We start from the raw sequence: 24,313 nt of genomic DNA on the forward strand, positions 1-24,313 counted from the left end.
GAGCTTGCAAGAGCTTTCCTAAAAAGATTCAGTGCACCGCACAACCAGCCACCACCAACCAAAAAAATGAGTACTACCCATGTAACTTTTATATAAAAGAGGTTTAAAATTTTTAGGAGGCTATATTATGCGTAAGACAAAGATCGTATGTACTATAGGACCAGCAAGTGAAACGGTTGAACAACTTGTGTCATTAATGGAAGCAGGAATGAATGTCGCGAGACTTAATTTTTCACATGGAGACTTTGCTGAGCACGGTGCAAGGATTGAAAATATTCGTGAAGCAAGTAAAAGAACAGGTAAAAATGTGGCGATTTTATTAGACACAAAAGGTCCTGAAATTCGTACACAAACCTTAGAAAATGGTGTAGCTGAATTAAGAGCTGGACAAAAGCTCATTGTTTCTATGAATGAAATAGTCGGAAATAGCGAAAGGATTTCGATTACGTATCCAGAGCTTGTAAATGATGTACACATAGGTTCTACTATTTTACTCGATGATGGATTAATTGAGCTAGAAGTGGTAGAAGTTCGAGCAGATGAGTTAGTAACCGAAGTGAAAAACAGTGGAATTCTTAAAAATAAAAAAGGTGTAAACGTTCCTAATGTAAGTGTGAATTTACCTGGAATTACAGATAAAGACGCAGCTGATATTTTATTTGGAGTTGAGCAAGGCGTTGACTTTGTAGCGGCATCTTTTGTTCGTCGAGCTTCTGATGTATTAGAAATTCGTGAACTTCTTGAAAACAACGGAGGAGAGACGATCAAGATCATTCCTAAGATTGAAAACCAAGAGGGAGTGGATAACATTGACGAAATCCTTCAAGTTTCTGATGGGCTGATGGTAGCACGCGGTGACTTAGGAGTGGAAATCCCTGTTGAAGAAGTTCCCCTTGTACAAAAGCAATTAATTAAAAAATGTAATGCGGAAGCTAAACCGGTAATTACAGCAACACAAATGCTAGATTCTATGCAACGCAACCCACGTCCAACAAGAGCAGAAGCAAGTGATGTCGCAAATGCAATTTTTGATGGAACAGATGCCATCATGCTTTCTGGTGAAACAGCTGCAGGAGATTACCCTGTCGAGGCTGTAAAGACGATGAATAAAATTGCAGCTCGAGCGGAACAAGGTCTAAACTATAAAGCATTGCTTAATAAAATTGCAAAAGCAGAGGATGCAATGACAACGACAAGTGCGATTGGACAATCTGTTGTTCATACGTCATTTAACCTCAAGACACCATATATTCTATCGGCGACAGAAAGTGGATATACAGCACAAATTGTTTCGAGATATCGTCCTAAGTCTGACATCATTGCTGTGACAAGTAATCCTAGTGTTTATCGTCAGTTAAGCTTAGTATGGGGTGTATTCCCTGTATTGGGTGAGAAAGCAAAGTCAACAGACCATATGCTAGAAATTACGGTGGATGCGGCTGTGAAATCAGGGATGATTAAGCAAGGTGAACGTGTAGTAATTACGGCAGGTGTTCCAGTTGGTGAATCAGGGACAACTAACTTAATTAAAGTTCATGTCATTGGAGAGGTCGTTGCAAAAGGCCAAGGTATTGGTAAAAGCTCTGTAACGGGTCAAGTCGTCGTTGCCACCAATGCACAAGAAGCGATTGAAAAGGTAAAAGCTAATTCGATTTTAGTAATGCAAAGCACAGATAAGGACATGATTCCTGCCTTTGAGAAAGCAGCAGCTGTCATTACAGAAGAAGGTGGGCTTACTTCTCATGCAGCCGTGGTTGGAATCAGCCTTAATACGCCAGTTATTGTAGGCGTTGAAGGTGCATTACGTTTATTTAATGAAGGTGAAGAAATAACTGTAGACAGTACCCGTGGAGACATTTACAGAGGACATGCAAGTGTTCTATAATGTAATGGAATAAAGGGCTGTCTTAGTAGTCTTAACAGATGAAAGGAATGAGAAGGAATATCCCCTTTTCATTCCTTTATTTATTGGAGGTAGAAGGATGCGTAAGTACCTGCTTTTCCTTATTTTTTTGTTACCCTTATTAGAAGTGATTGGTTTTATTATAGTGAGCCAATGGATTGGTGTCTGGCCAACAATATCGCTAATTATATTATCTAGTATATTAGGTGCTTGGTTAGCAAGACGGGAAGGCTTACAGACAATTCGCTTAGCGCAAATGCAAATGAACCAAGGACAGATGCCAAGTCAAGTGATGATAGATGGCCTTTGTATCCTATTAGGAGGTTTTCTCTTACTAATACCTGGATTTTTAACAGATATTTTTGGCTTACTTTTATTAATTCCAAAAACGAGAGCGATGTTCAAAGCACTACTAACGAAATGGCTTTCTAAGCTTATTCAGAACGGTCAAGTCATCGTCATGAATAGACGTCCTTTTTAATATTCTATTTACGTAAGCTAGTTGATATGTAGCAGAGAGAGGGACGATTACATGTCTCATGCAACCATTTTTATGTTGGTTTTATTAGTAATTGCGGTTATTGCTAAAAATCAATCTTTACTTATTGCGGTAATTTTTTTATTAATTGTTAAATGGACGGGGTTGGGAGAGAAGCTGTTTCCGTTAATCCAGTCTAAAGGAATTAATTGGGGTGTAACGATTATAACCATAGCCGTTTTAACCCCAATTGTAACAGGGGCGATTGGGTTTAAGGAGTTGCATGAAGCGGTTCGGTCGCCTTATGCATGGGTCGCTTTATTTTCTGGGATTTTAGTTGCAATAATCGCAGCAAATGGCCTTGATTTATTAAAAAATGATCCTCATATTACAGCTGCTTTAGTAATAGGAACAATACTCGCTGTCGCCCTTTTTAAAGGTGTTGCCGTTGGTCCATTAATTGGAGCGGGTATTGCTTATTTGACGATGCAGGTTATTCAATTCTTTAGCAGATTAGGTGGAGGCCCTTAAATGAGTGGAGAAAACTGTTCGATAGAAAATCGAGCAGTTTTTTACGTTTTCTATACGGTGTACAAGGGTAAGTGATTGATAAGGATCGTAATAGATATACATGGTAGCAACAATCCGTGGTTTACGTTTAAAGGCAAAACGAAGTCCAAGAGCAGAGGTGATAAAAAAGGGTTTAACGACAACAGGGAGGCAGATCATAGCTTGAGTAAAGTCACGAAAAGGCCTGAATATGACAGTTACTCAAGGGGACCAAGAGGTAACTAACTTCAAGGCACAAACTCTCGCACCTAAGTAACTTTCATACAGCGACGAGTAACGCTCTATGTTTGCACCAACTTTCATATAAACCCGCATGGTGAAGCCAAAACCACTCCACCACCAACAAACATGAAAGCGGTGTTGGGCTTTTTGACTGGTGGAACTTCATTCAATTGGTGCCAAGTGTTGTAGGGAAATTCATACAAAAGTTACTAATAGGTATAAGAGGTTTATATAACGGTTTTAAGGGGATTCATATTCATATGTAGACTAGGGCCATGGTTGAATGGCAGCTGGTGTTCCAAGTTAGTTTCACTTAGTTGGTGTTGAGTGTTACCGACAATTATCTCTGTTAAGAGGTAATCCATTTCGCATTAATAAAATGTAATTTTTGGTATATTAGAATTTGTTAAGGCGAAAACATTCACAAAAATAAAAAAAATGTTTATAATGGGATTTGGAGTTCCTTTCTACATATTGCATTTCTGGAATTAGATTTGGAAATGTAAGCATTTACTATATGCTTTGAGGGAAGATTTTATGGGAAAAAGGAGAGGTTATTGTGAGTGCAACTCGTGGATTAGAAGGTATCGTGGCAACAACTTCAAGTGTTAGTTCAATTATTGATAGCACGTTAACGTATCAAGGTTATGAAATTGATGACCTGGCAGAACATGCAAGTTTTGAAGAAGTTATCTTTTTACTTTGGAATGGTCGTTTGCCTAAAGAAAACGAACTGAACGAACTAAAAAGTCAATTAGCCGAGCACGCTGACATTCCAAAAGAGGTCATTGAGCAAATGAAAAGCTATCCATTAAAGGACATTCATCCTATGGCGGCTTTAAGAACAGCAATCTCAAGCTTAGGCCTTTATGATGAAGATGCAGATGTCATGGAAGAAGATAAAAACCGTCTTAAAGCTTTGAAAATTCAAGCAAAAATCCCAACAATCGTGACAGCGTTTTCGCGTTTACGTGAAGGAAAAGAACCTGTTGCACCAAAGAAAGATTTGAGTGTGGCTGCGAACTTTTTATATATGCTAAAGGGAGAAGACCCGGATGAAATCTCAGTAAATGCATTTAATAAGGCGCTTGTTCTTCACGCAGACCACGAACTAAATGCTTCAACATTTACTGCACGAGTGTGTGTAGCGACATTATCTGATGTTTATTCAGGTATTACTGCTGCTATAGGGGCGTTAAAAGGTCCATTACATGGCGGAGCAAATGAAGCAGTAATGAAAATGCTCAGCGAAATTGGTTCAGTGGAAAATGTAGAACCATACGTACGTAAAGCGATTGAAAATAAGGAAAAAGTCATGGGATTTGGACACCGTGTCTACAAAAATGGTGACCCGCGTGCGAAACATTTAAAAGAAATGTCTAAACGCTTAACGGAAATTACTGGTGAAACAAAGTGGTATGAAATGTCGATTAAAATTGACGAAATCTTCACTTCTGAAAAAGGAATTTTACCAAACGTTGATTTCTATTCAGCTAGTGTCTACCATAGCTTAGGTATTGATCATGACTTATTCACACCTATTTTTGCTGTAAGCCGTACATCTGGTTGGTTAGCTCATATTTTAGAGCAGTATAGCAACAATCGCCTTATTCGTCCGCGTGCAGAATATAACGGTCCGGATAAGCAGGTTTATGTTCCGTTAGAGAAACGATAAGTATTAGATACGGGTAGGTCGTTAATTCGACCTATTCCATAACATTGTTCGATCATTATAGATATTTAGTGACAATTTTCATGTATATTTGTTAAGCTAAGAATGTGAAGATTTTATATTGCGTAATTATTTCGAGGAGGTTTATGTAACATGTCAAACGGTGAAGTAATTAAGGTAAATAATGGAGTATTAGATGTACCAAATAACCCGATCATTCCTTTTATTGAAGGAGATGGAACAGGTCCAGATATTTGGGCAGCAGCTTCTAGAGTATTAGATGCAGCAGTTGAAAAAGCTTATAACGGTGAGAAGAAAATTGTTTGGAAAGAAATTTTAGCGGGTGAAAAGGCTTTTAATGAAACAGGAAGTTGGTTACCTGAAGAAACATTAGAAGCTATTGATAAATATATGATTGCTATTAAAGGACCATTAACGACACCAGTTGGAGGCGGAATTCGTTCATTAAACGTGGCACTTCGCCAAGAGCTTGATTTATACGTTTGTTTACGTCCAGTACGTTATTTCCAAGGAGTACCTTCTCCTGTTAAACGTCCAGAAGATACGGACATGGTTATCTTCCGTGAAAACTCTGAAGATATTTACGCTGGTATTGAGTATCAAGAGGGTTCTGAAGAAGTACAAAAATTAGTGAAGTTTTTACAAGAAGAATTAGGTGCTAAGAAAATTCGTTTCCCTGAAACTTCTGGTATCGGTGTAAAACCTGTATCTAAAGAAGGTACAGAGCGCTTAGTCCGTGCAACGATTCAATATGCACTTGACGAAGGCCGCAAGAGTGTAACGTTAGTTCACAAAGGAAACATCATGAAATTTACTGAAGGTGCTTTCAAGAACTGGGGTTATGAGCTTGCTGAGAAAGAATTTGGTGATCAAGTATTCACTTGGGCCCAGTACGATAATATTGTAGAAGCTGACGGTGTAGAGGCTGCCAATAAAGCACAAGATGAAGCTTTAGCTGCTGGTAAAATTCTAGTTAAAGACTCTATTGCTGATATCTTCTTACAACAAATTTTAACTCGTCCAAAAGAGTTTGATGTTGTAGCAACAATGAACTTAAATGGAGATTACATTTCTGATGCACTTGCTGCTCAAGTAGGTGGAATTGGTATTGCTCCAGGTGCTAATATTAACTATGTAACGGGACATGCTATTTTTGAAGCAACTCACGGTACAGCACCTAAATATGCGGGACAAGATAAAGTAAACCCTTCTTCTGTTCTACTCTCAGGTGAATTAATGCTTCGTCACCTTGGTTGGAATGAAGCAGCAGATTTAATTATGGGTTCTATGGATAAAACGATTGCTAGCAAAGTAGTAACATATGACTTCGCCCGCTTAATGGATGGTGCAACAGAAGTGAAATGTTCTGGATTTGCTGATGAGTTAATTAAAAACCTTTAATATTGATGACATGAGCGTATGTGAGTAAAATCCATACGCTTTCTTTCTAGGAATGATAGATTCACGTTTGAAATCAACAATCAGGAGTGATGGAAAATGGCAATTAAACGTAGAAAGATATCAGTCATTGGGGCGGGCTTTACTGGAGCAACAACGGCTCTAATGGTTGCACAAAAAGAGTTAGGGGATGTTGTGTTAGTTGATATTCCACAATTAGATGGACCGACTAAAGGTAAAGCACTAGATATGCTAGAATCAACACCTGTACAAGGCGTAGATGCTCATATTGTAGGTAGTTCTAATTACGAAGATACAAAGGATTCTGATATTGTTGTCATTACAGCTGGTATTGCTAGAAAGCCTGGAATGAGTCGTGACGATCTTGTTAGCACTAATGCAAATATTATGAAGGCAGTTACGCGTGAAGTGGTAAACTATTCACCAAATTGTTATATCATCGTGCTGACGAATCCAGCCGATGCAATGACTTATACGGTTTATAAAGAATCTGGATTTCCTAAAAATCGTGTAATCGGTCAATCAGGTGTTTTAGATACAGCTAGATTCCGTACCTTTATTGCTCAAGAATTAAACCTTTCTGTTGAAGATATCACAGGTTTTGTATTAGGTGGACATGGCGATGATATGGTTCCGCTTATTCGTTATTCTTTTGCAGGAGGCGTTCCTTTATCAAAACTTATTTCAGATGAGCGGTTAGAAGAAATTGTTGAACGTACTCGTAAAGGTGGAGGAGAAATCGTTGGACTTTTAGGGAATGGTAGTGCCTATTACGCTCCGGCAGCTTCACTAACTCAAATGGTTGAGGCAATTATTAAAGATAAGAAAAGAGTACTGCCAACCATTGCTTATTTAGAAGGAGAGTATGGCTATGAGGATTTATACTTAGGTGTACCCACGATTCTAGGTGGCGATGGTATTGAAAAAATTATTGAACTAGATCTACTAGAAGACGAAAAGGCTGCATTAGATCGTTCTGTTCAATCGGTCCGACATGTCATGGAAGCTCTACCAAGTAAATAATAAGTGAAACGGTGTAAGGATGATAAACATCTTTGCATCGTTTTTTATAAGCATTCAAAAAAAGAAGTCATTCAAAATACTTGATCAAAATGATATAACTATGTTAATAATCGAGCATTATTTGGTATACTAATGGTGAAAAATATAAAATCTATTGGGGAACCGTGAAAGATCTCATACATTGAGAAGAGCGGAGGAGACTTATATGTCACAAAGATTATTAGTAGTAGATGATGAGGAATCAATTGCAACATTACTTCAATTTAACTTACAGCAATCAGGTTATGAAGTAGATACTGTTCATGATGGTGGAGCTGCCTTTAGGAAAGCAGAAAGTGAAAAATATGACTTAATTGTTTTAGACTTGATGCTACCGGAGATGGATGGTTTAGAGGTTTGTAAACAATTACGACAAAATAAAGTCTTTACACCTATCTTGATGTTAACAGCCAAAGATGATGAATTTGATAAAGTTTTGGGTCTGGAGCTCGGAGCAGATGACTACATGACGAAGCCTTTTAGTCCACGTGAGGTGGTTGCAAGGGTTCGGGCAATTTTAAGAAGAGTTGCTCAACAAGCACCTGTAGAAACCGTAGAGGAAAAAGGAAATAATGGGAAAATGACGGTCGGGGAAGTCGTTATATATCCTGAAAACTATGAAGTATACTATCAAAACAAAGCCTTAGACGTTACGCCTAAGGAATTTGAACTTCTCCTCTATCTAATGAATCATAAAGGACGAGTATTAACGAGGGATCAGCTTTTAAATGCTGTTTGGAACTATGAGTTTGTTGGGGATACGAGGATTGTGGATGTACATATTAGTCATTTACGAGAGAAAATTGAACCCAATACGAAAAAACCTATTTATATTAAAACAATTAGGGGACTAGGCTATAAATTGGAGGAGCCCCAGTTATAATGTTTAAATTAAGATTTCGTTTGATTAGTATTGTTATGCTAACAATCTTATCCGTTTTAGCAGGCTTAGGAATCGCAATCGGTCAGTTATTTAAAGAGTTTCATTTAGATTATACAACAGAGAGGCTGCAGAACGATGCGGATCTAGTTTCGTATTTAATAGAAGAAGACCGCTTAATTGATCGTGATATCCAAAGCTTCACGAATGATGTAAGTCAGGAGTTAGACGTTAGAATTACGATCATTCTGATGGATGGAGAGGTAATTGGCGAATCAAGCACCGATCCTTCCTTAATGGAAAACCATCTAAAGCGTCCAGAAATTGCAGAGTTATTAGAAGGAAATACAAGTCGTGAAATCCGATATAGTGAAACGGTTGATAATGAACTGCTTTACTTAGCGGTACCAATTATGGATGGAGAAGAAATGGTCGGTATCGTAAGACTAGGGTTGCCTACTTCTGATATTCAAGAAATGAATAAGCAAATTTGGATGGTCTTGATTATTAGCTTCTCATTGGCAGCTGCTGTTATTTTCTTGGTTATTTATCGGGTAACCTCACAAATGATACGACCAATCGAAAGCGTGACTGATGTTGCAAACGAATTAGCAAAAGGTAATTTTAAAGCTAGAACGGTTGAAGGTGAGCAAGATGAAATTGGTCAGTTAACTAAATCAGTGAACGTTTTAGCAAGTAATCTTGAGCATATTACGAAGCGTCATCAGCTTCAAAAAGAACGGATGGAAACGTTAATTGAGAATATGGGTAGCGGTTTAATTTTAATTAACATGCGTGGAGACATTTCACTTATTAATAAAACATGCCGTGATATCTTCAATGAAAATACAGATAAATGGGATCATCAGCTGTACCATGATGTGATTGAAAATAAAGAAATTACGCAATTAATTCAATCGGTATTTATGTCAGAAGAAAAGGTTCAAAAGCAGCTTACATTTGAGGAGCATTTTGAATTGAAATACTACGATGTACATGGAGCCCCTGTTATTAGTCATAATGGAAGTTTTAAGGGTGTGGCCATCGTCATGCATGATATTACCGAATTGAAAAAGCTAGAGCAGGTTCGTAAGGATTTTGTTGCCAATGTATCACATGAATTAAAAACACCTGTAACTTCAATTAAGGGCTTTAGCGAAACGTTGTTAGACGGAGCGATGTATGATGAACAGTTTCGTGAGAAGTTCCTTCGTATCATTTTAAAAGAAAGTGAAAGATTACAGGGATTAATCCATGACCTGTTAGAGCTTTCAAAAATTGAACAGCAATTTTTCCGCTTAAATTTGTCTAGAATAAAGTTAGCAGAAGCAGTTGAAGAAGCTATGACGCTTTTGAAGGATAAAAGTGAAGAAAAATCGATAGAACTCCATTTACGTGTAACGGGAGATACAGTTGTTGATGGTGATTTCCAAAGAATAAAACAAATTGCGATCAATTTAATTAACAACGCCATTACCTACACGCCTGAACATGGAAGAATTGATGTGCTGGTAAAAGAAGAGCGAGATCAAGTCGTCTGGTCTGTCTCTGATACAGGAATTGGGATTACCGAACAAGAGCTTCACCGTATTTTTGAACGTTTTTACCGAGTGGATAGAGCAAGAAGTCGCAATTCGGGAGGGACTGGTTTAGGTTTAGCGATTGTGAAACACCTTGTTGAGGCACATCATGCAAAGATTGATGTGAAAAGTAAGGTGGGTGAAGGTACTACATTTACTCTAATTTTTGCGAAGAAGCAAAAAGAGGAATGGCAGCGTATTTTAGAAGAATAGAGGGAGAAAAGCTATCTTTCGGCAATGGAAGATAGTTTTTCTTCTTTTACAAATGTTTTACATTGGCTTTATGTTTAGTTAACTTACGGGAGCTATACTGATATAGAACGGTTCCCCTCAATGTTCGAATGATGGAAATGATTTCTTTCATCGCATTGAATTCCCTTTTTGACTATCCGCAGGTTAGTAATACTGATCTGTGGATGGTCTTTTTTGTGTGGAAGTTAGTTAGGGGCGATAGTTTGTGCCGTGAAGTTAGCTCGTCATCCATCTCGCGATAAATGAACTTAGCAGGAAAGTGCTCCCTGTTTGTTCAGGTCGACTCCTGTTGGTGATCGAGTTGTAAACGTGCCAACAGTTTGAACAGTTGCCACTACTTTCACCATCTTAACCATTCATAAAAGTTTGTGCAGATACTGACATCAAACCTTGGAGTAACTACACGAAAAAGGCTGAGTGTGACTGTTACTTGAAGGGAGAAGGTGAGTAACTACACGAAAAAGGCCGAACGAGACAGTTACTCGAATGAAGAAGGTGAGTAACTACAAGAAGAGGCGGTTAATGTGCAGTTACGGAGGCCAAACCTTGGAGTATCTGCACAAAGGCCACTCTTCATGGATAGTGACGACTTCTTAACCTGTGGATATGTTTATAACTAGTCCTCTCCGAATATATAAGTAGGGTTTCAATCTTTAACTGATGGCTCTTCATTCATAAAACGGTTTTGAGGATTCTCATACTTTGCCGTAGCCCCGCCACTTTTTAGGAATGAGCTCGCAAGAGCTTTCCTAAAAAGATTCAGTGCACCACACAATCAGCCACCACCAACCAAAAAAATGTGTAGTATTCCATCAGAATTAGTATCCAAAACAAAGACCGAAAGGTCAAGTTATCTCGAGAAATGAGCGCCGCCCAAGTAACTTTCATAAAAAATTTATCGGAAAATCCAATGAAAAAAATGAGGGAATCCCGCTTTTATATGTGATACGATAAGAAGTAGTGAAATTTTATGTAAATGGATTGAAACCTTTTGCATAATTATCTCGTATATAGAAAGTGAGAAATAGAGGGAGGGGAATTAAGAATGACAGTGAAACAATTAGTAATTGGCTTCTTTTCACTGATTGTTGTAGCGGTGCTTGGTCTATTTTTAGTCACAGGTTGGTACATAGTAGACGAATCAGAACAAGCAGCTGTAATAACATTTGGTAAAGTGGAAGAAACCGTCGTAGAGCCGGGATTAAAATTTAAGTTGCCATGGCCGATTCAACGTGTAGAAATATTATCGCGTGGTACGTATAACCTTCAAGTAGGGTACCAAGAAGAAGGTGGAGAAGTAGTAGAATTTACAAATGAAGCAAAGATGATAACGGGGGATGAATTTATCGTTTTTGCCGATTTAGCTGTTCAATGGAGAATTAGTGATCCTGAGCAATTCCTTTTTAGTACGAAAGAACCTGAAACCGTTCTATATAACGCGGCATCTGCTTCTTTAAGAGGGGTTATTGGTAGCTCGAATATCGATGATGCATTAACCGATCAAAGACCAGAAATTGAAGCAAGAGTTTTTGATACACTTGTGGAGTTAGTTGATATTTATCAAATAGGAATAAGTATTCAAGATGTAAAGCTTCAAGATGTTGAACTCCCTACACAGGAAGTACGTCGTGCATTTACAGAAGTAACCGATGCTCGTGAGGAGCGATTAACAAAAATTAATGAAGCTAGAAAATATGAGAATCAAAAAATGAATGAAGCAGAAGGGGAAAAGGATGCGATTATTTCCCGTGCAGAAGGTCAAAAAACTGAGCGAGTTCAACGTGCTCGAGGTGATGTTGCACAATTTGATGCTTTATATACAGAATATCAGGTTAATCCAAATGTAACGAGACAACGTCTATTGTTAGAAACACTAGAGCAAGTATTACCAAATACAGATATTTATATTATGGACAGTAATAATGATACGATTAACTATTTACCAATTCGTCCTCTTGATGGTGGAAATAGCTCGAGTTCATCAAACCCACCTCCATTAAATAATGATAACAACCAAGGAGAAGGAGGGGAAAATAGCGATGAGTGATGACCGTATCATTGATATTAATGAAAAAAGAACACCTGAGACATATCGTAAATATGTAAAGCTTGGGGCTACGGCAGTTATATTGATTGTTTTGTTATCTGTCGTGATTAGTAATCTATTTATTGTCGAGCAAGGTGAATATAAAGTTGTAAGGCAATTTGGGGAAGTTGTAAAAATAGAAGATGAACCAGGATTAAGTTATAAAATTCCATTTATCCAAACGGTGAGCACTCTTCCAAAGTATCAAATGGTCTATGATATTCCAACAGCGGAAATTAATACGAGTGATAAAAAACGAATGCTTGCTGATTATTACGCTGTCTGGAAAATTGAAAGCCCACAGCAAATGATTGCTAATGCAAGATCAATTGAAAATGCAGAAGCCATTATGGGAGAAATCATTTTCTCAGCTATACGTGCTGAACTAGGTCAATTAAATTTTGATTCGATTATTAACTCTGGTGAAGGTGAAGCTCGTGATGACATCGGAGAGCTCGTCCGTATCCGAGTTAATACATCTTTAGAGAACGGAAATTACGGGATCTCTTTAACGGATATTCGTATGAAGCGTGCCGACCTTCCAGAAGAAAATGAAGAAGCGGTATATCGTCGCATGATTTCTGAGCGTCAAACGACGGCACAGGATTATTTGTCTGAAGGGGATGCTGAAGCGAATAGAATTCGTGCCAATACAGATCGTGAAGTTCAAGAAATGATAGCAACCGCCAATGCCGATGCAGATGAGGTTATTTCAGAGGGTGAAGCAGAAGCCGCTCGAATTTATAATGACGCATTTGGCCAAGATGAAGAATTCTACCAACTTTACCGCACATTAGAATCTTATAAGAAAACCATTGATGGAGAAACCGTTCTTGTACTCCCAGCAAACTCTCCATATACACGTTTATTAATGGGTGATCTCGAATAATAATTAAATCATGAAAAGGTACTATCTTCATTCAAGAAATGAGGAGGTACCTTTTTTGTTTCGAACGTATGTGTGCTACAATGATAATAATAAAAAGCCGATAGAAGAATCTTTATGGTAATGATGAAAACAATCTATCTTCACAACATCCCAAAATAAATTTACATACAAAACGCACATGACGACCGATTCATTTCGCCACCAACAAATATAAAAGTAGGTTTAGTTTTTAACTGGTGGCTTTTCATTCGATTTGTTCTATTCTTATTCATTTTAATATTTGTTGTAAGAATGATTTTAAATTTGACAATGAGCAGTAACCCAGACTCCCGTGGGAAATAGTGGAAGAGCTGAGATCCAGCGGTGTAGCCGATTAGCTCAGCGCCACCCCACAGGATGCGGAGCATGATTTTGGGTAGCGGTAAGTAGAGTGCCGTATATGAGTATCAGCACTAACTTTCATATAAAAGGAGAAAAAAACCATGAAAAAACTAGTATTAATCGATGGAAATAGTATTGCCTATCGAGCTTTCTTCGCCTTACCTTTACTAAATAATGATAAAGGCGTTTATACCAACGCCGTTTTCGGTTTCACTACGATGTTGCTAAAAATTTTAGAGGAAGACCAACCGACTCATATGTTAGTTGCCTTTGATGCAGGTAAAACAACATTTAGACATAAAACTTACAGCGAATATAAAGGTGGTAGACAAAAGACACCACCAGAATTATCCGAGCAGTTCCCACTTGTTCGAGAGCTATTAGATGCTTTTCAAATTAAACGATTTGAAGCAGAGAACTATGAAGCGGATGATATCATTGGGACATTTGCTAAGGAAGCAGCAGATGAAGAATGGCAAGTTAAAGTTTATACCGGGGATAAGGATTTACTGCAGCTAGTAACCGATAATGTCACAGTCGTTTTAACGAAAAAAGGAATTACACAGGTTGACCCGTATACGCCTGCTGCTTTAGATGAAAAGTATGGACTAACAGCAAACCAAATCATTGATATGAAAGGTCTGATGGGTGATAGTTCCGATAATATCCCTGGGGTACCTGGAATTGGTGAGAAAACAGCGATCAAGCTATTAAAAGAATATGGTACTGTTGAAAAAGTATTAGAGTCCATTGAGCAAATATCAGGTAAAAAAATGAAGGAACGTCTTGAAGAAAATAAACAACAAGCACTCATGAGTAAAGAATTAGCAACGATTTTTAATGAAGTACCATTGGATTTGTCATTACAAGATTTACAGTTTGGTGCCTATGATACAACAAAGGTAGTCAAGCTATTTAAAGAATTAGAGTTTAAATCATTGTTAGAGAAATTTGATTCAGAGGCTGTAGAAGATGAAATAGAGACAAAAGATGAAATATCTTTTGAAATTGTGGATGAAATTAAGGAAGAACACTTACACACACCGGCAGCCTTGATTGTTGAGATATTAGATGATCATTATCATCAATCAGACATCGTAGGTATATCGGTCGTCCATGAAAAGGGAAAGTACTTTTTTGAGACAGAAAAAGCCCTACAGTCAAAAGTGTTTGTAAATTGGTTAGCAGATCAAAATCAAAAGAAGTGGCTTTTTGATGCAAAAAGAGCTACGGTACTCCTTGGATGGCAAGGAGTAGAGTTAAAAGGCGTAGAGTTTGATTTGTTGATGGCTTCCTATTTATTAGATCCTTCCCATTCTGCTCATGATATTGTCGATATCGCCCAGCGTAAGCAAGGTGGTTACGTACAAGCTGATGATACGGTTTATGGGAAAGGGGCAAAGAGGAAAACACCTGATGATATTCATGTGTTAGCGGAGCATTTAGTTCGTAAAGCACTTGTTACTTTTTCGTTAAAAGAGAAATTGGAGCAAGAATTAAAAAATAATCAACAGTTTGAGCTTTATTTCGATTTAGAAATGCCACTCTCTATTATCTTAGGAAAAATGGAGTTAACAGGTGTAAAGGTCGACATAAGTCAATTGGAGAAGATGGGCGAAGACCTAGAGGTTCGTTTAAAGAAATATGAAGAAGAAATTCATTCATTAGCAGGTCAAACTTTTAATATTAATTCACCGAAGCAGCTGGGAGAAATATTGTTTGAGAAGTTAGAGCTCCCACCGATTAAGAAAACCAAAACAGGGTACTCTACTTCAGCTGATGTGTTAGAGAAGCTTGCTGGTAAGCATGAAATTATTGAACATATCTTAAACTATCGTCAATTAGGGAAGCTTAATTCAACGTATATTGAAGGTTTATTAAAAGTCATTAAAAAAGATACGAGCAAGGTTCATACTAGATTCAATCAAGCTTTAACGCAAACAGGTCGCCTTAGCTCAACCGATCCTAACTTGCAAAATATCCCGATTCGATTAGAAGAAGGTAGGAAAATTAGAAAAGCATTTATTCCCTCTGAAAAGGGTTGGAAAATCATGGCTGCCGACTACTCCCAAATTGAGCTTCGTGTATTAGCTCATATATCAGAAGATAAAGGATTGATCGAGGCTTTTCAAAAGGATATGGATGTCCATACGAAAACAGCCATGGATGTTTTCCATGTGAAGGAAGAGGAAGTAACAAGCTTAATGAGAAGAAGTGCAAAGGCTGTTAACTTTGGAATTGTATATGGAATTAGTGACTATGGCTTGTCTCAGAATTTAGATATTACACGTAAAGAAGCGGCAGAGTTTATTGAACGGTATTTTGCTAGCTACCCAAAAGTCAAACAATACATGGATGAAATTGTCGAGCAAGCAAGAGAAGACGGGTATGTAGAAACGCTTTTACATCGCCGTCGTTATTTACCTGAGCTGACGAGCCGTAATTTTAACCTTAGAAGCTTTGCGGAGCGAACGGCTATGAATACACCGATACAAGGAACGGCTGCTGATATTATTAAGCAAGCTATGGTTAATATGGGTGAAGAGATTGAGAAGAATGGTTGGAAAACCCGAATGCTTTTACAAGTGCATGATGAATTAATTTTTGAAGTACCTGAGGATGAGGTGGAAACTTTTAAAGAAGTTATTTCAAAGGTGATGGAGAATGCAATTCAATTAAATGTACCGTTAAAAGTAGATGCTGAGGTCGGAGACAGTTGGTATGATGCGAAGTAAGGAGAGAGTGAAATGCCGGAGTTACCAGAGGTAGAAACAGTAAGAAGGACGTTAACTGAATTAGTTGTAGGGAAAACACTAAAAGAAATTGACATATTTTGGTCTAAAATTATAAAGCTACCTGATGATAGTCACGAGTTTAAAATGATGCTAGTTGGTCAAACGATTCAATCAATCGACAGGAGAGGGAAGTTCCTCCTTTTTCAATTAACGGATTATACGCTTGTTTCTCATCTAAGAATGGAAGGGCGATATGGTTTACATCAAAAAGGTGAAGAAAGAACCAAACATACGCATGTTATATTTCGTTTTGAAGACGATACAGAATTATGGTATCAAGACGTTCGTAAATTTGGAACGATGCACCTTTTCTTAAAAGGAGCAGAGGAACATAGTGAGCCTTTACTCGGGTTAGGTGTTGAGCCTTTCTCTGAATTATTTCAAATCGAAACACTTAAAATCGCCTTCTCTAGAACAGCACGAAAAGTCAAGGTCGTTCTTCTTGACCAAAAAGCGGTGGTAGGTTTAGGAAACATTTATGTGGATGAAGCGTTATTCCGTGCAGGTATTCATCCAGAGCGCTTAGCCAATACCATAGATGACCAAGAATTGATGGTCCTACACCTTAAGATTAAAGAAACATTACAAGAAGCCGTGGACCTAGGGGGAAGCTCGGTGAAGTCCTATGTGAACGGACAAGGGGATATGGGCATGTTTCAGCAGCACTTAGACGTTTATGGTCGTAAAGCTTTGCCGTGTAATCATTGTGGAACAGAAATTGAAAAAATAGTGGTAGGTGGCAGGGGCACACACTTCTGTCCTTCTTGCCAAAAATAATGTACGTCGGAATAGCTCCTTCCATATACTATCCTATTAGTAATGTAAGGAAGGAGTTAAAATTGTGGCATTATGGACATTATTAGCTTTAGCGTTTGCTGTAAGTTTGGATAGTTTTGGTGTAGGGTTAACATACGGCATGAGGAAGATGAAGTTACCTTTCAAATCACTAATATTTATTGCATCTTGTTCAGCACTTGTTATTCTAATAGCTATGGCCGTAGGCACGGTCATCTCACAATGGCTTTCGCCTGATATAGCAGGGATGGTAGGAGGATGTATCCTCATTTTAATTGGGATTTATGCATTAATCCAAGTATTTCGGACAGATTCAAGCCCTTCAAAAGTAAAAGAACCTGTTATATTAAATTTTGAAATTAAAATGTTAGGAGTCGTGGTGCGAATTCTAAGACAGCCGATGTCAGCAGACTTAGATGATTCAGGAACGATAAGCGGCAGAGAGGCCGTACTGTTAGGCTTAGCTCTTTCACTGGATGCATTTGGAGCGGGCCTTGGTGCTGCTTTGTTAGGGATATCTCCCCTTTTCCTAGCTCTTTCAGTCACGTTTATGAGCGGCTTCTTTTTAACGGTGGGCATGGGGATTGGACGTAAATTCTCTGCTTCTGCCTTTATGCAACGATTTTCCTTTATACCGGGATTACTTTTAATTATTCTAGGTGCTTCAAGTCTGTTCGGGTAAAAGTAAGAGGTGGAAATGTGGCTATCATAATAGGTTTAACTGGTGGAATTGCCAGCGGGAAATCGACGGTTTCAAATTTTTTACGTGAAAAAGGTATACCTATCGTGGATGCAGATAAGATTGCCAGAATGGTCGTAGAGCCTGGTGAGTATGCACTAGAAGAAATTGTTCGTACATTTGGCAAAGAGGTGCTGACGGCCGCAGGAGGGCTGAATCGAAAAAAACTTGGTCAGATTGTGTTTCAGGATCCAAATGCTAGGGAAAAGCTAAATAAGATTGTCCATCCAGCGGTTAGGCAGAGAATGGTCCACGAAAAAAATATATGGCTTCAAGAAGGTAATAAGATTATTGTTTTAGATATACCTTTATTGTATGAAAATGATTTATTTCATTTAATAAATAAGGTACTTTTAGTTTATGTTGATAAACAGACGCAATTACAACGATTAATGGCCAGAGATGGATCAACGGAAAAAGAAGCACAGCAACGAATTCAAGCACAATGGCCCCTAAAGGACAAACTTGATAGAGCCGATGCCGTTATTAATAATGGTGGTTCATTAAAAGAAACCGAAAAACAGCTTCAGCATATTTTAGAGCGATGGGATATTCAGACACCTTCTTAACACAGAGAGGGTGTCTTTGTTTGATACGGGGGATTGTTAAATAATGTGAAAGAAAATCACTTATAATCTTGTGTGATTAGGTTAGTCTAATCATTAAGAGCGATTAGACGAATAGAAGTGACAACTCTTTGTCGAAATCAGTAAAAAATGCAGCTTGAAATAAAAATTACCTGTTGCATTCATGTACTAAACCAAGTATACTGATTTTCGTGAACTTCAATTACAGCAAAATTGATATGTCTAGCTACAGAAAGGGTTAGGACCTCTCTGGACTAACTTTCCCCCGTGTAGTTGTACATATCTACATGCTTGAGAAGGCATGATAATTTATTTGAAAAGGGGGATTCAACTTATGGACACAATGGGTCGTCACGTTATCGCAGAATTATGGGGTTGTAATGTGGAGAAGTTGAATAATATGAAACTGATTGAGCAGGTATTTGTAGATGCAGCCTTAAAAGCTGGAGCGGAGGTAAGAGAAGTTGCCTTTCATAAGTTTGCTCCGCATGGTGTAAGTGGTGTGGTTATTATTTCAGAATCACATTTAACAATTCACAGTTTTCCTGAGCATGGCTATGCAAGTATCGACGTATATACATGTGGTGATCGCATCGATCCGAATGTAGCTTCAGACTTCATTGCAGAATCTTTGGATGCAAAAACATCAGAGGTAATCGAAGTACCTCGTGGAATGGGTCCTGTTAAAATTGAAAAGACAAAGGTACAAGCGCTATAATAAATTTTAAAGGGTTACCTACAGCTGTCTCTTTTACGACAGTTTGTGGTGGCCCTTTATTCGTCTTAATTTTGAGAAGAAGTTGCAAGGTAAGTTCACCCAAAATGGATGAGTATATGCTATAATAATGTTTATACATAATTTAGAGATGGGTGGTATTATGGGCTTTCGTGATGTGATTGAATTTATTGCAAGTAATCGAACGGAAACAAGAGAAGCACATCGTAATGAACAGTTAAAAACAAGGTATTATAAATCTCAAAAAGATAAGGTCATGGAAAACGTTGAAACGGTTCTGAAGAAGAATGGATTTCGCGTAAAACGTTCCGAATCTGAGCGAGGGGAAATTATTGCTCAAGAGAGCAAAGGTACCAAACAGCTAGTGATTGCGACGGTCATTACGGTTAAACCCTTTAAAACAGCGGTTGACTTCTCCATTTCCACAGAGTCATTATTACCTGGCGATTTTGGGAAAAGTAAAAAGCAAGTTTTAAAGTTATATGCAGATCTTGATAAAGAGTTAACTTTTATTGGAACAGGATTAGGCGATCAACTGTTGTAAGCTTGTCACATCGATATTAATTTTATAGAATAGAAAAAAGAATAATGACTATGATGAGATTAAGACATCCATTTGTCTATCTGATCGAAATAAAACAATACTGAATGATTCCGATGAAGGTGATGGTTATATGCGATGTCCAACTTGTCATCATAATGGAACAAGAGTGCTAGACTCTAGGCCAAGCCATGAAGGTCGTTCGATCAGAAGGCGAAGAGAGTGTGAAGTCTGCAATCAACGTTTTACTACTTTTGAAATGATTGAAGAGGTTCCATTAATTGTTGTAAAAAAAGATGGGACAAGACAGGAATTTAATCGAGATAAGATTTTGCGTGGACTAATAAGGGCCTGTGAAAAGCGCTCGGTCTCTTTAGAAACATTAGAGAATATTGTCAACTACGTTGAACGAGAACTAAGAAGTAAAGGAACCAATGAAGTACATAGTCGGGATGTTGGTGAGTTTGTCATGGAACAGCTGGCGACGATTGATGATGTTGCTTACGTTCGCTTTGCTTCAGTCTATAGACAGTTCAAAGACATTAACGTCTTTATTAAGGAATTAACAGATTTAATGAAAAAAAATCGATAAATACGAGTTTGAGAATATAATTCGTACACCCTTAAGAAGCTTAAGGCGCCTGTGTCGCTAAAGGCTTTTTTTTTGAAAAGGGAGACAGATTTCGTTTAGAATAAAGGACAAGATGAGAAGAGAGGGGATTATATGAGCTGGCATTGGAAGGAGCTAATACCTGTTGATCGATTTACAGTTAGATTAATGACACCATTAAGTGATACCGATCTTAATGTGATTACGTTACTTTATCAGCCGCTTATTGGGTCCCTCGCTAGCAGCTTATATATAACACTGTATCGGTTGTTGGAAAAGGATCAATATTGGTGTGAAGAATTAACGCACAGACAATTAATGGCACAGGTTGGACTGGATTTACAAACGATTTATGAAGAAAGGAAAAAGCTTGAAGGGACTGGGCTTTTAAAGACTTTTAAAAAAAGTGACCAGGGTTCCTCCTCCTATCTTTATCAACTAAAAGCACCGATGTCACCTGCTGACTTTTTTCAAAATGATGTCTATAGTGTTTTCTTATATAACCGTCTTGGTAAAAGCTCCTACTTGAAATTACGTGAGCGCTTTTCAGTGGAGAAGGTGGATTCTAGTGCGTATCAGGAATTAACGTACTCCTTCGGTGATGTTTTTACTTCTTTAAAGCATTCGGAGCTCTTTCAAACGTCAGAGACAAGGATAGATGTTAAGAAGCAATCAAATATGGAGTTTATTCAAACAGATCAGGGTGAACAACAGGATATCCTTCACCCAAGCTTTGACATGGAATTAATGAAGCGAGATTTGTCGTCGTTTATTGTTCCAGAAAATGCGATTACAGCTAGTATGGAAAAGCTTATCCTTCGATTAGCGTTTGTTTATCAAATTCAGCCTTTAGAAATGAGTCGAATCATTTCCCAAGCAATGGTGCATGATGAGGAAATTCATCCACAAGAATTAAGAAAACGAGCTCAAGAGTGGTACAAGATGGAAAATGGCAATGAGCCACCAGCTTTAGGGCTAAAAACACAACCTATACATGAACGCGTGATGACCAATAAAACACCCGTGACAGAGGAAGAGAAGGTTATTCACTTTTTTGAGACAACCGCACCGATGCAAGTGTTAGAAATGCTATCGGACGGGGCGAAACCAGCACCAGCTGATATGAAAATTGTTGAGGCTTTATTATTGGATCACGAGCTAAACCCTGGCGTTGTTAATGTTCTGATTGATTATGTGATGCGTCAAAATGATATGAAGCTTCCAAAAGCCCTTATTGAAAAAATAGCGGCTAATTGGAAGAGGCTCAAAATTTATACCGTTCCTGGTGCGATGAGTGCAGCTAAAAAAAGTGTCGCTGATTATAAGAATAAGGCAAGTCAAAGTATGAAAAGAACGGTAAAAAAAGGACAAAGACAAGAAAAATTACCGGATTGGTTGATTAAAGAGCGGAAATTAGAAGCGGAATCGGACCAAACAGAAAAGTCAAAGTCTGAAGACAAAAAAGAGAGTACGGATAATTCAGATGCGAAAAGACGTTTTGAAGCCGTGCTAAAGAAGTTACATGATGAATAGAAGGAGGTGTAGGTAATGCGTAAGATGCAAACACAGTTTGGGCAGTGGGGGAGTCAAGATCAGCTATTTGAGAAATTAGAAAATCAAAAACAAGTATTATTAAAAGACCCACTTATTCAAAAGGCTTTAAACAATCATGAACGAGTAACGACTGAGATGGTGGAGCAGGGGCTCATTCAACTTTTTGAGTATCAAAAAGAGCAGCATAACTGTGAAAAATGTCCTGGATTAGCAGCCTGTCCAAATATGATGCAAGGTTATCAGCCAGAGCTTACTACTAGACATGGTTATTTTGATTTGTCTTATCACCCGTGTCATTTGAAAGTCAAGGAAGTGGAAAGAGCGAAGCAACGTGAGCGAATGAAATCGTTATATATGCCAAGAGAGATTTTTGAGGCCTCGTTTGAATCGATAGAGTTTGATGAAAGCCGTGAAAATGGGATTGCTGCAGCAGCTGAGTTTGCAGCTTCCGTGAAACCTGGCCAAGATCCTATGGGGCTTTACTTATATGGTCCTTTTGGAGTCGGTAAGACGTATATTGTTGGAGCTATGGCTAACCTTTTGATGAAAAGAGAGATTGAAACCTATACCGTTTATGCTCCAGACTTTTTTACTGAAATGAAAAATTCAATTGGAAATGGTACGTTTCAAGAGAAATTAAATGATGTGAAAAATGCTAAAGTATTAATCTTAGATGATATTGGAGCAGAGACGATGTCACCTTGGATTCGTGATGAAGTATTAGGGTCGATTTTACAGCATCGAATGTTCGAGAAGCTACCTACCGTATTTACATCTAATTATCATTATGATGATTTAGAAAAGCATTTAATGTATTCCGATAAGAGCGGGATAGAGGAATTAAAGGCATTAAGAATTATGGAGCGGATTCGGTATTATACGAAACTCATTACCGTTGAAGGACGAAATCGCCGGAAAAACTCATAGAATCAAATGCTTAAGAAGGTTGGAATAGATTCCAACCTTCTTCGCTTTGCGAAAGAGTTATTTTGTGATACCATGAACATATTCCAGATTGATAGATGGGGGTAAATAAATCATGAGCATCGATGCTATTCTAAATCGTGCATTGGACGGTCAACGTATTTCAATGGATGATGCCGTGAAACTTTATGAAAGTGATGAAGTAGAAAAAATTGGTGACGTCGCCAATCAAATAATGAAAAAGTGGCACCCTGATCCAGTTACAACATTTGTAATTGGTAGAAATGTTAACTATACAAACTTTTGTGATACGTATTGTAGTTTTTGTGCCTTTTATCGTCCGCCAAATTCAAAAGAAGGTTATGTATTGGATAATGAAGTTATTTTTCAAAAAATCCAAGAAACTTTAGATGTTGGTGGTACTGAGATCTTAATGCAAGGTGGAACAAATCCCAATTTAAAGCTTGATTATTATACAAATTTGTTAAAAGAGATTAAAAAGCGTTTTCCGGACATATGGATGCATTCTTTTTCTCCTGCAGAAATTTGGAAGATTGCTGAAGTTTCAGAGTTGTCGATTGAAGAGGTACTTAGTGAACTTCATAAAGCTGGATTAGATAGTATGCCTGGTGGTGGAGCAGAGATTTTAACAGAAGAAACGAGATTAAGAGTAAGTCGTCTCAAGGTAACTTGGGAACAGTGGATCGATGCAATGAAAACCTCAAAAAAGGTTGGAATGCATGGAACGGCGACTATGGTTATCGGTTTTGGTGAATCGTTCGAAGAGCGTGCATTACATATGCAACGTGTACGAGATGCCCAAGATGAGACAGGATGTTTTACTGCTTATATTTCTTGGTTGCTGCAGCCGGATAATACGGCTTTGAGGAAATACAAAAAGTTAACACCTGAAGATTACTTAAAGAATGTAGCTATTTCTCGTATTTTCTTAGACAACATTAAAAACTTCCAGTCATCATGGGTGACAATGGGGCCAGAGGTTGGTAAGTTGTCTTTACAATATGGTTGTAATGATTTTGGTAGTACGATGATGGAAGAGAACGTAGTTTCTGCTGCGAATACAACGCATAAAGTAAATACGAATCAGACGCTTCAGTTGATTCGTGAGGCTGGTAAAATTCCGGCTCAACGTGATACGCGTTATAATATTTTGCGTGTATTTGAAGGTGATGAATCTGCAGAAAAGGATTTTATTATGCAGAACTGATGTAAATAATTGATTTGAATGCTATGGAAGGGATGTCATCCTTTCTGTAGCTTTTTTTGTATGAAAGTGTACTAAAGCTCATGTGCTCTTCTTCGAAGATCGCTGCGGGAATGGGGGGCACGCTTTCCGCAGGCGGGCGCTGAGCTAACTTGCTATCGCAAGTGGATCTCAGCCTGCCCACCCGCCTGCAGGAGTCGGCCTCCCCATTCCCTCCGCTCGGGTTAGTGCAGGCTTCATGGTTAGTGAGCTTCTCATACAAAAATAAATGAATGAAAAGTAACAAAAGCCACCAAGTAAAAATATTAAAAGCTAATTGAATAAGTTCCACCAGTCAAAGAACCAACACCACTTTCATTTTTGTTGGTGGCGAAGTGAATACTGGGCTTCGG

Annotated in this window: 20 protein-coding genes; all 20 read left to right on the forward strand. The window is 38.1% G+C overall.

What is annotated here, in order from left to right:
• Window positions 1–127: 127 nt before the first annotated feature.
• Window positions 128–1,885, forward strand: a complete 1,758-nt coding sequence (gene pyk, locus PQ479_RS10260) for a pyruvate kinase (RefSeq protein ID WP_047990247.1) — start codon at window positions 128–130, stop codon at window positions 1,883–1,885.
• A 97-nt stretch (window positions 1,886–1,982) separates the two neighbouring features.
• Entirely contained in the window at window positions 1,983–2,384 is a 402-nt protein-coding gene (locus PQ479_RS10265) for an FxsA family protein (RefSeq protein WP_047990248.1), read from the forward strand.
• A gap of 51 nt (window positions 2,385–2,435) precedes the next feature.
• A complete protein-coding gene (locus PQ479_RS10270; RefSeq protein ID WP_047990249.1) occupies window positions 2,436–2,912 on the forward strand; it encodes a DUF441 domain-containing protein in 477 nt (158 codons plus the stop codon).
• Between the two features lie 820 nt (window positions 2,913–3,732).
• Window positions 3,733–4,848 (forward strand): citrate synthase, encoded by a 1,116-nt coding sequence (gene citZ / locus PQ479_RS10275; RefSeq protein WP_047990250.1) that lies wholly within the window; start codon window positions 3,733–3,735, stop codon window positions 4,846–4,848.
• Between the two features lie 150 nt (window positions 4,849–4,998).
• Window positions 4,999–6,267 (forward strand): NADP-dependent isocitrate dehydrogenase, encoded by a 1,269-nt coding sequence (gene icd / locus PQ479_RS10280; RefSeq protein WP_047990251.1) that lies wholly within the window; start codon window positions 4,999–5,001, stop codon window positions 6,265–6,267.
• A 96-nt stretch (window positions 6,268–6,363) separates the two neighbouring features.
• Window positions 6,364–7,308: a malate dehydrogenase gene (gene mdh / locus PQ479_RS10285; protein ID WP_047990252.1), complete on the forward strand. Its 945-nt coding sequence runs from the start codon at window positions 6,364–6,366 to the stop codon at window positions 7,306–7,308.
• A 205-nt stretch (window positions 7,309–7,513) separates the two neighbouring features.
• Window positions 7,514–8,230, forward strand: coding sequence for a response regulator transcription factor (locus tag PQ479_RS10290; protein WP_047990253.1), 717 nt, complete (start codon window positions 7,514–7,516; stop codon window positions 8,228–8,230).
• Entirely contained in the window at window positions 8,230–10,020 is a 1,791-nt protein-coding gene (pnpS, locus tag PQ479_RS10295; protein ID WP_047990254.1) for a two-component system histidine kinase PnpS, read from the forward strand. Before PQ479_RS10290 ends, pnpS begins: the two co-directional genes overlap by 1 nt.
• Window positions 10,021–11,104: 1,084 nt before the next feature.
• Entirely contained in the window at window positions 11,105–12,106 is a 1,002-nt protein-coding gene (hflK, locus tag PQ479_RS10300; RefSeq protein WP_047990255.1) for an FtsH protease activity modulator HflK, read from the forward strand.
• Entirely contained in the window at window positions 12,099–13,034 is a 936-nt protein-coding gene (gene hflC / locus PQ479_RS10305; protein WP_047990256.1) for a protease modulator HflC, read from the forward strand. Before hflK ends, hflC begins: the two co-directional genes overlap by 8 nt.
• Window positions 13,035–13,516: 482 nt before the next feature.
• On the forward strand, window positions 13,517–16,150 hold the full coding sequence (polA, locus tag PQ479_RS10310; protein ID WP_047990257.1) for a DNA polymerase I: 2,634 nt from the start codon (window positions 13,517–13,519) through the stop codon (window positions 16,148–16,150).
• Window positions 16,151–16,162: 12 nt separating this feature from the next.
• Window positions 16,163–16,987 carry a DNA-formamidopyrimidine glycosylase gene (mutM, locus tag PQ479_RS10315; protein WP_047990258.1) on the forward strand — a complete coding sequence of 275 codons (825 nt, stop codon included), beginning with the start codon at window positions 16,163–16,165 and terminating at the stop codon, window positions 16,985–16,987.
• Between the two features lie 61 nt (window positions 16,988–17,048).
• Window positions 17,049–17,687: a sporulation membrane protein YtaF gene (gene ytaF / locus PQ479_RS10320; protein ID WP_047990259.1), complete on the forward strand. Its 639-nt coding sequence runs from the start codon at window positions 17,049–17,051 to the stop codon at window positions 17,685–17,687.
• 17 nt (window positions 17,688–17,704) lie between these two features.
• Entirely contained in the window at window positions 17,705–18,313 is a 609-nt protein-coding gene (coaE, locus tag PQ479_RS10325; RefSeq protein ID WP_047990260.1) for a dephospho-CoA kinase, read from the forward strand.
• A 352-nt stretch (window positions 18,314–18,665) separates the two neighbouring features.
• Window positions 18,666–19,049: an adenosylmethionine decarboxylase gene (speD, locus tag PQ479_RS10330; protein ID WP_047990261.1), complete on the forward strand. Its 384-nt coding sequence runs from the start codon at window positions 18,666–18,668 to the stop codon at window positions 19,047–19,049.
• A 127-nt stretch (window positions 19,050–19,176) separates the two neighbouring features.
• On the forward strand, window positions 19,177–19,611 hold the full coding sequence (locus PQ479_RS10335) for a DUF1499 domain-containing protein (protein ID WP_273716967.1): 435 nt from the start codon (window positions 19,177–19,179) through the stop codon (window positions 19,609–19,611).
• Between the two features lie 130 nt (window positions 19,612–19,741).
• Window positions 19,742–20,200, forward strand: a complete 459-nt coding sequence (nrdR, locus tag PQ479_RS10340; protein ID WP_047990263.1) for a transcriptional regulator NrdR — start codon at window positions 19,742–19,744, stop codon at window positions 20,198–20,200.
• Between the two features lie 132 nt (window positions 20,201–20,332).
• Complete coding sequence (locus PQ479_RS10345; protein ID WP_047990264.1) at window positions 20,333–21,751, forward strand: replication initiation and membrane attachment family protein; 1,419 nt, start codon at window positions 20,333–20,335, stop codon at window positions 21,749–21,751.
• Between the two features lie 15 nt (window positions 21,752–21,766).
• Window positions 21,767–22,699: a primosomal protein DnaI gene (gene dnaI / locus PQ479_RS10350; protein WP_047990265.1), complete on the forward strand. Its 933-nt coding sequence runs from the start codon at window positions 21,767–21,769 to the stop codon at window positions 22,697–22,699.
• A gap of 112 nt (window positions 22,700–22,811) precedes the next feature.
• Window positions 22,812–23,924 (forward strand): cyclic dehypoxanthinyl futalosine synthase, encoded by a 1,113-nt coding sequence (gene mqnC / locus PQ479_RS10355; RefSeq protein WP_047990266.1) that lies wholly within the window; start codon window positions 22,812–22,814, stop codon window positions 23,922–23,924.
• Window positions 23,925–24,313: the final 389 nt, after the last annotated feature.

This window comes from Alkalihalobacillus pseudalcaliphilus, from assembly GCF_028610675.1.
GTDB lineage: Bacteria > Bacillota > Bacilli > Bacillales > Bacillaceae_D > Alkalihalobacillus > Alkalihalobacillus pseudalcaliphilus.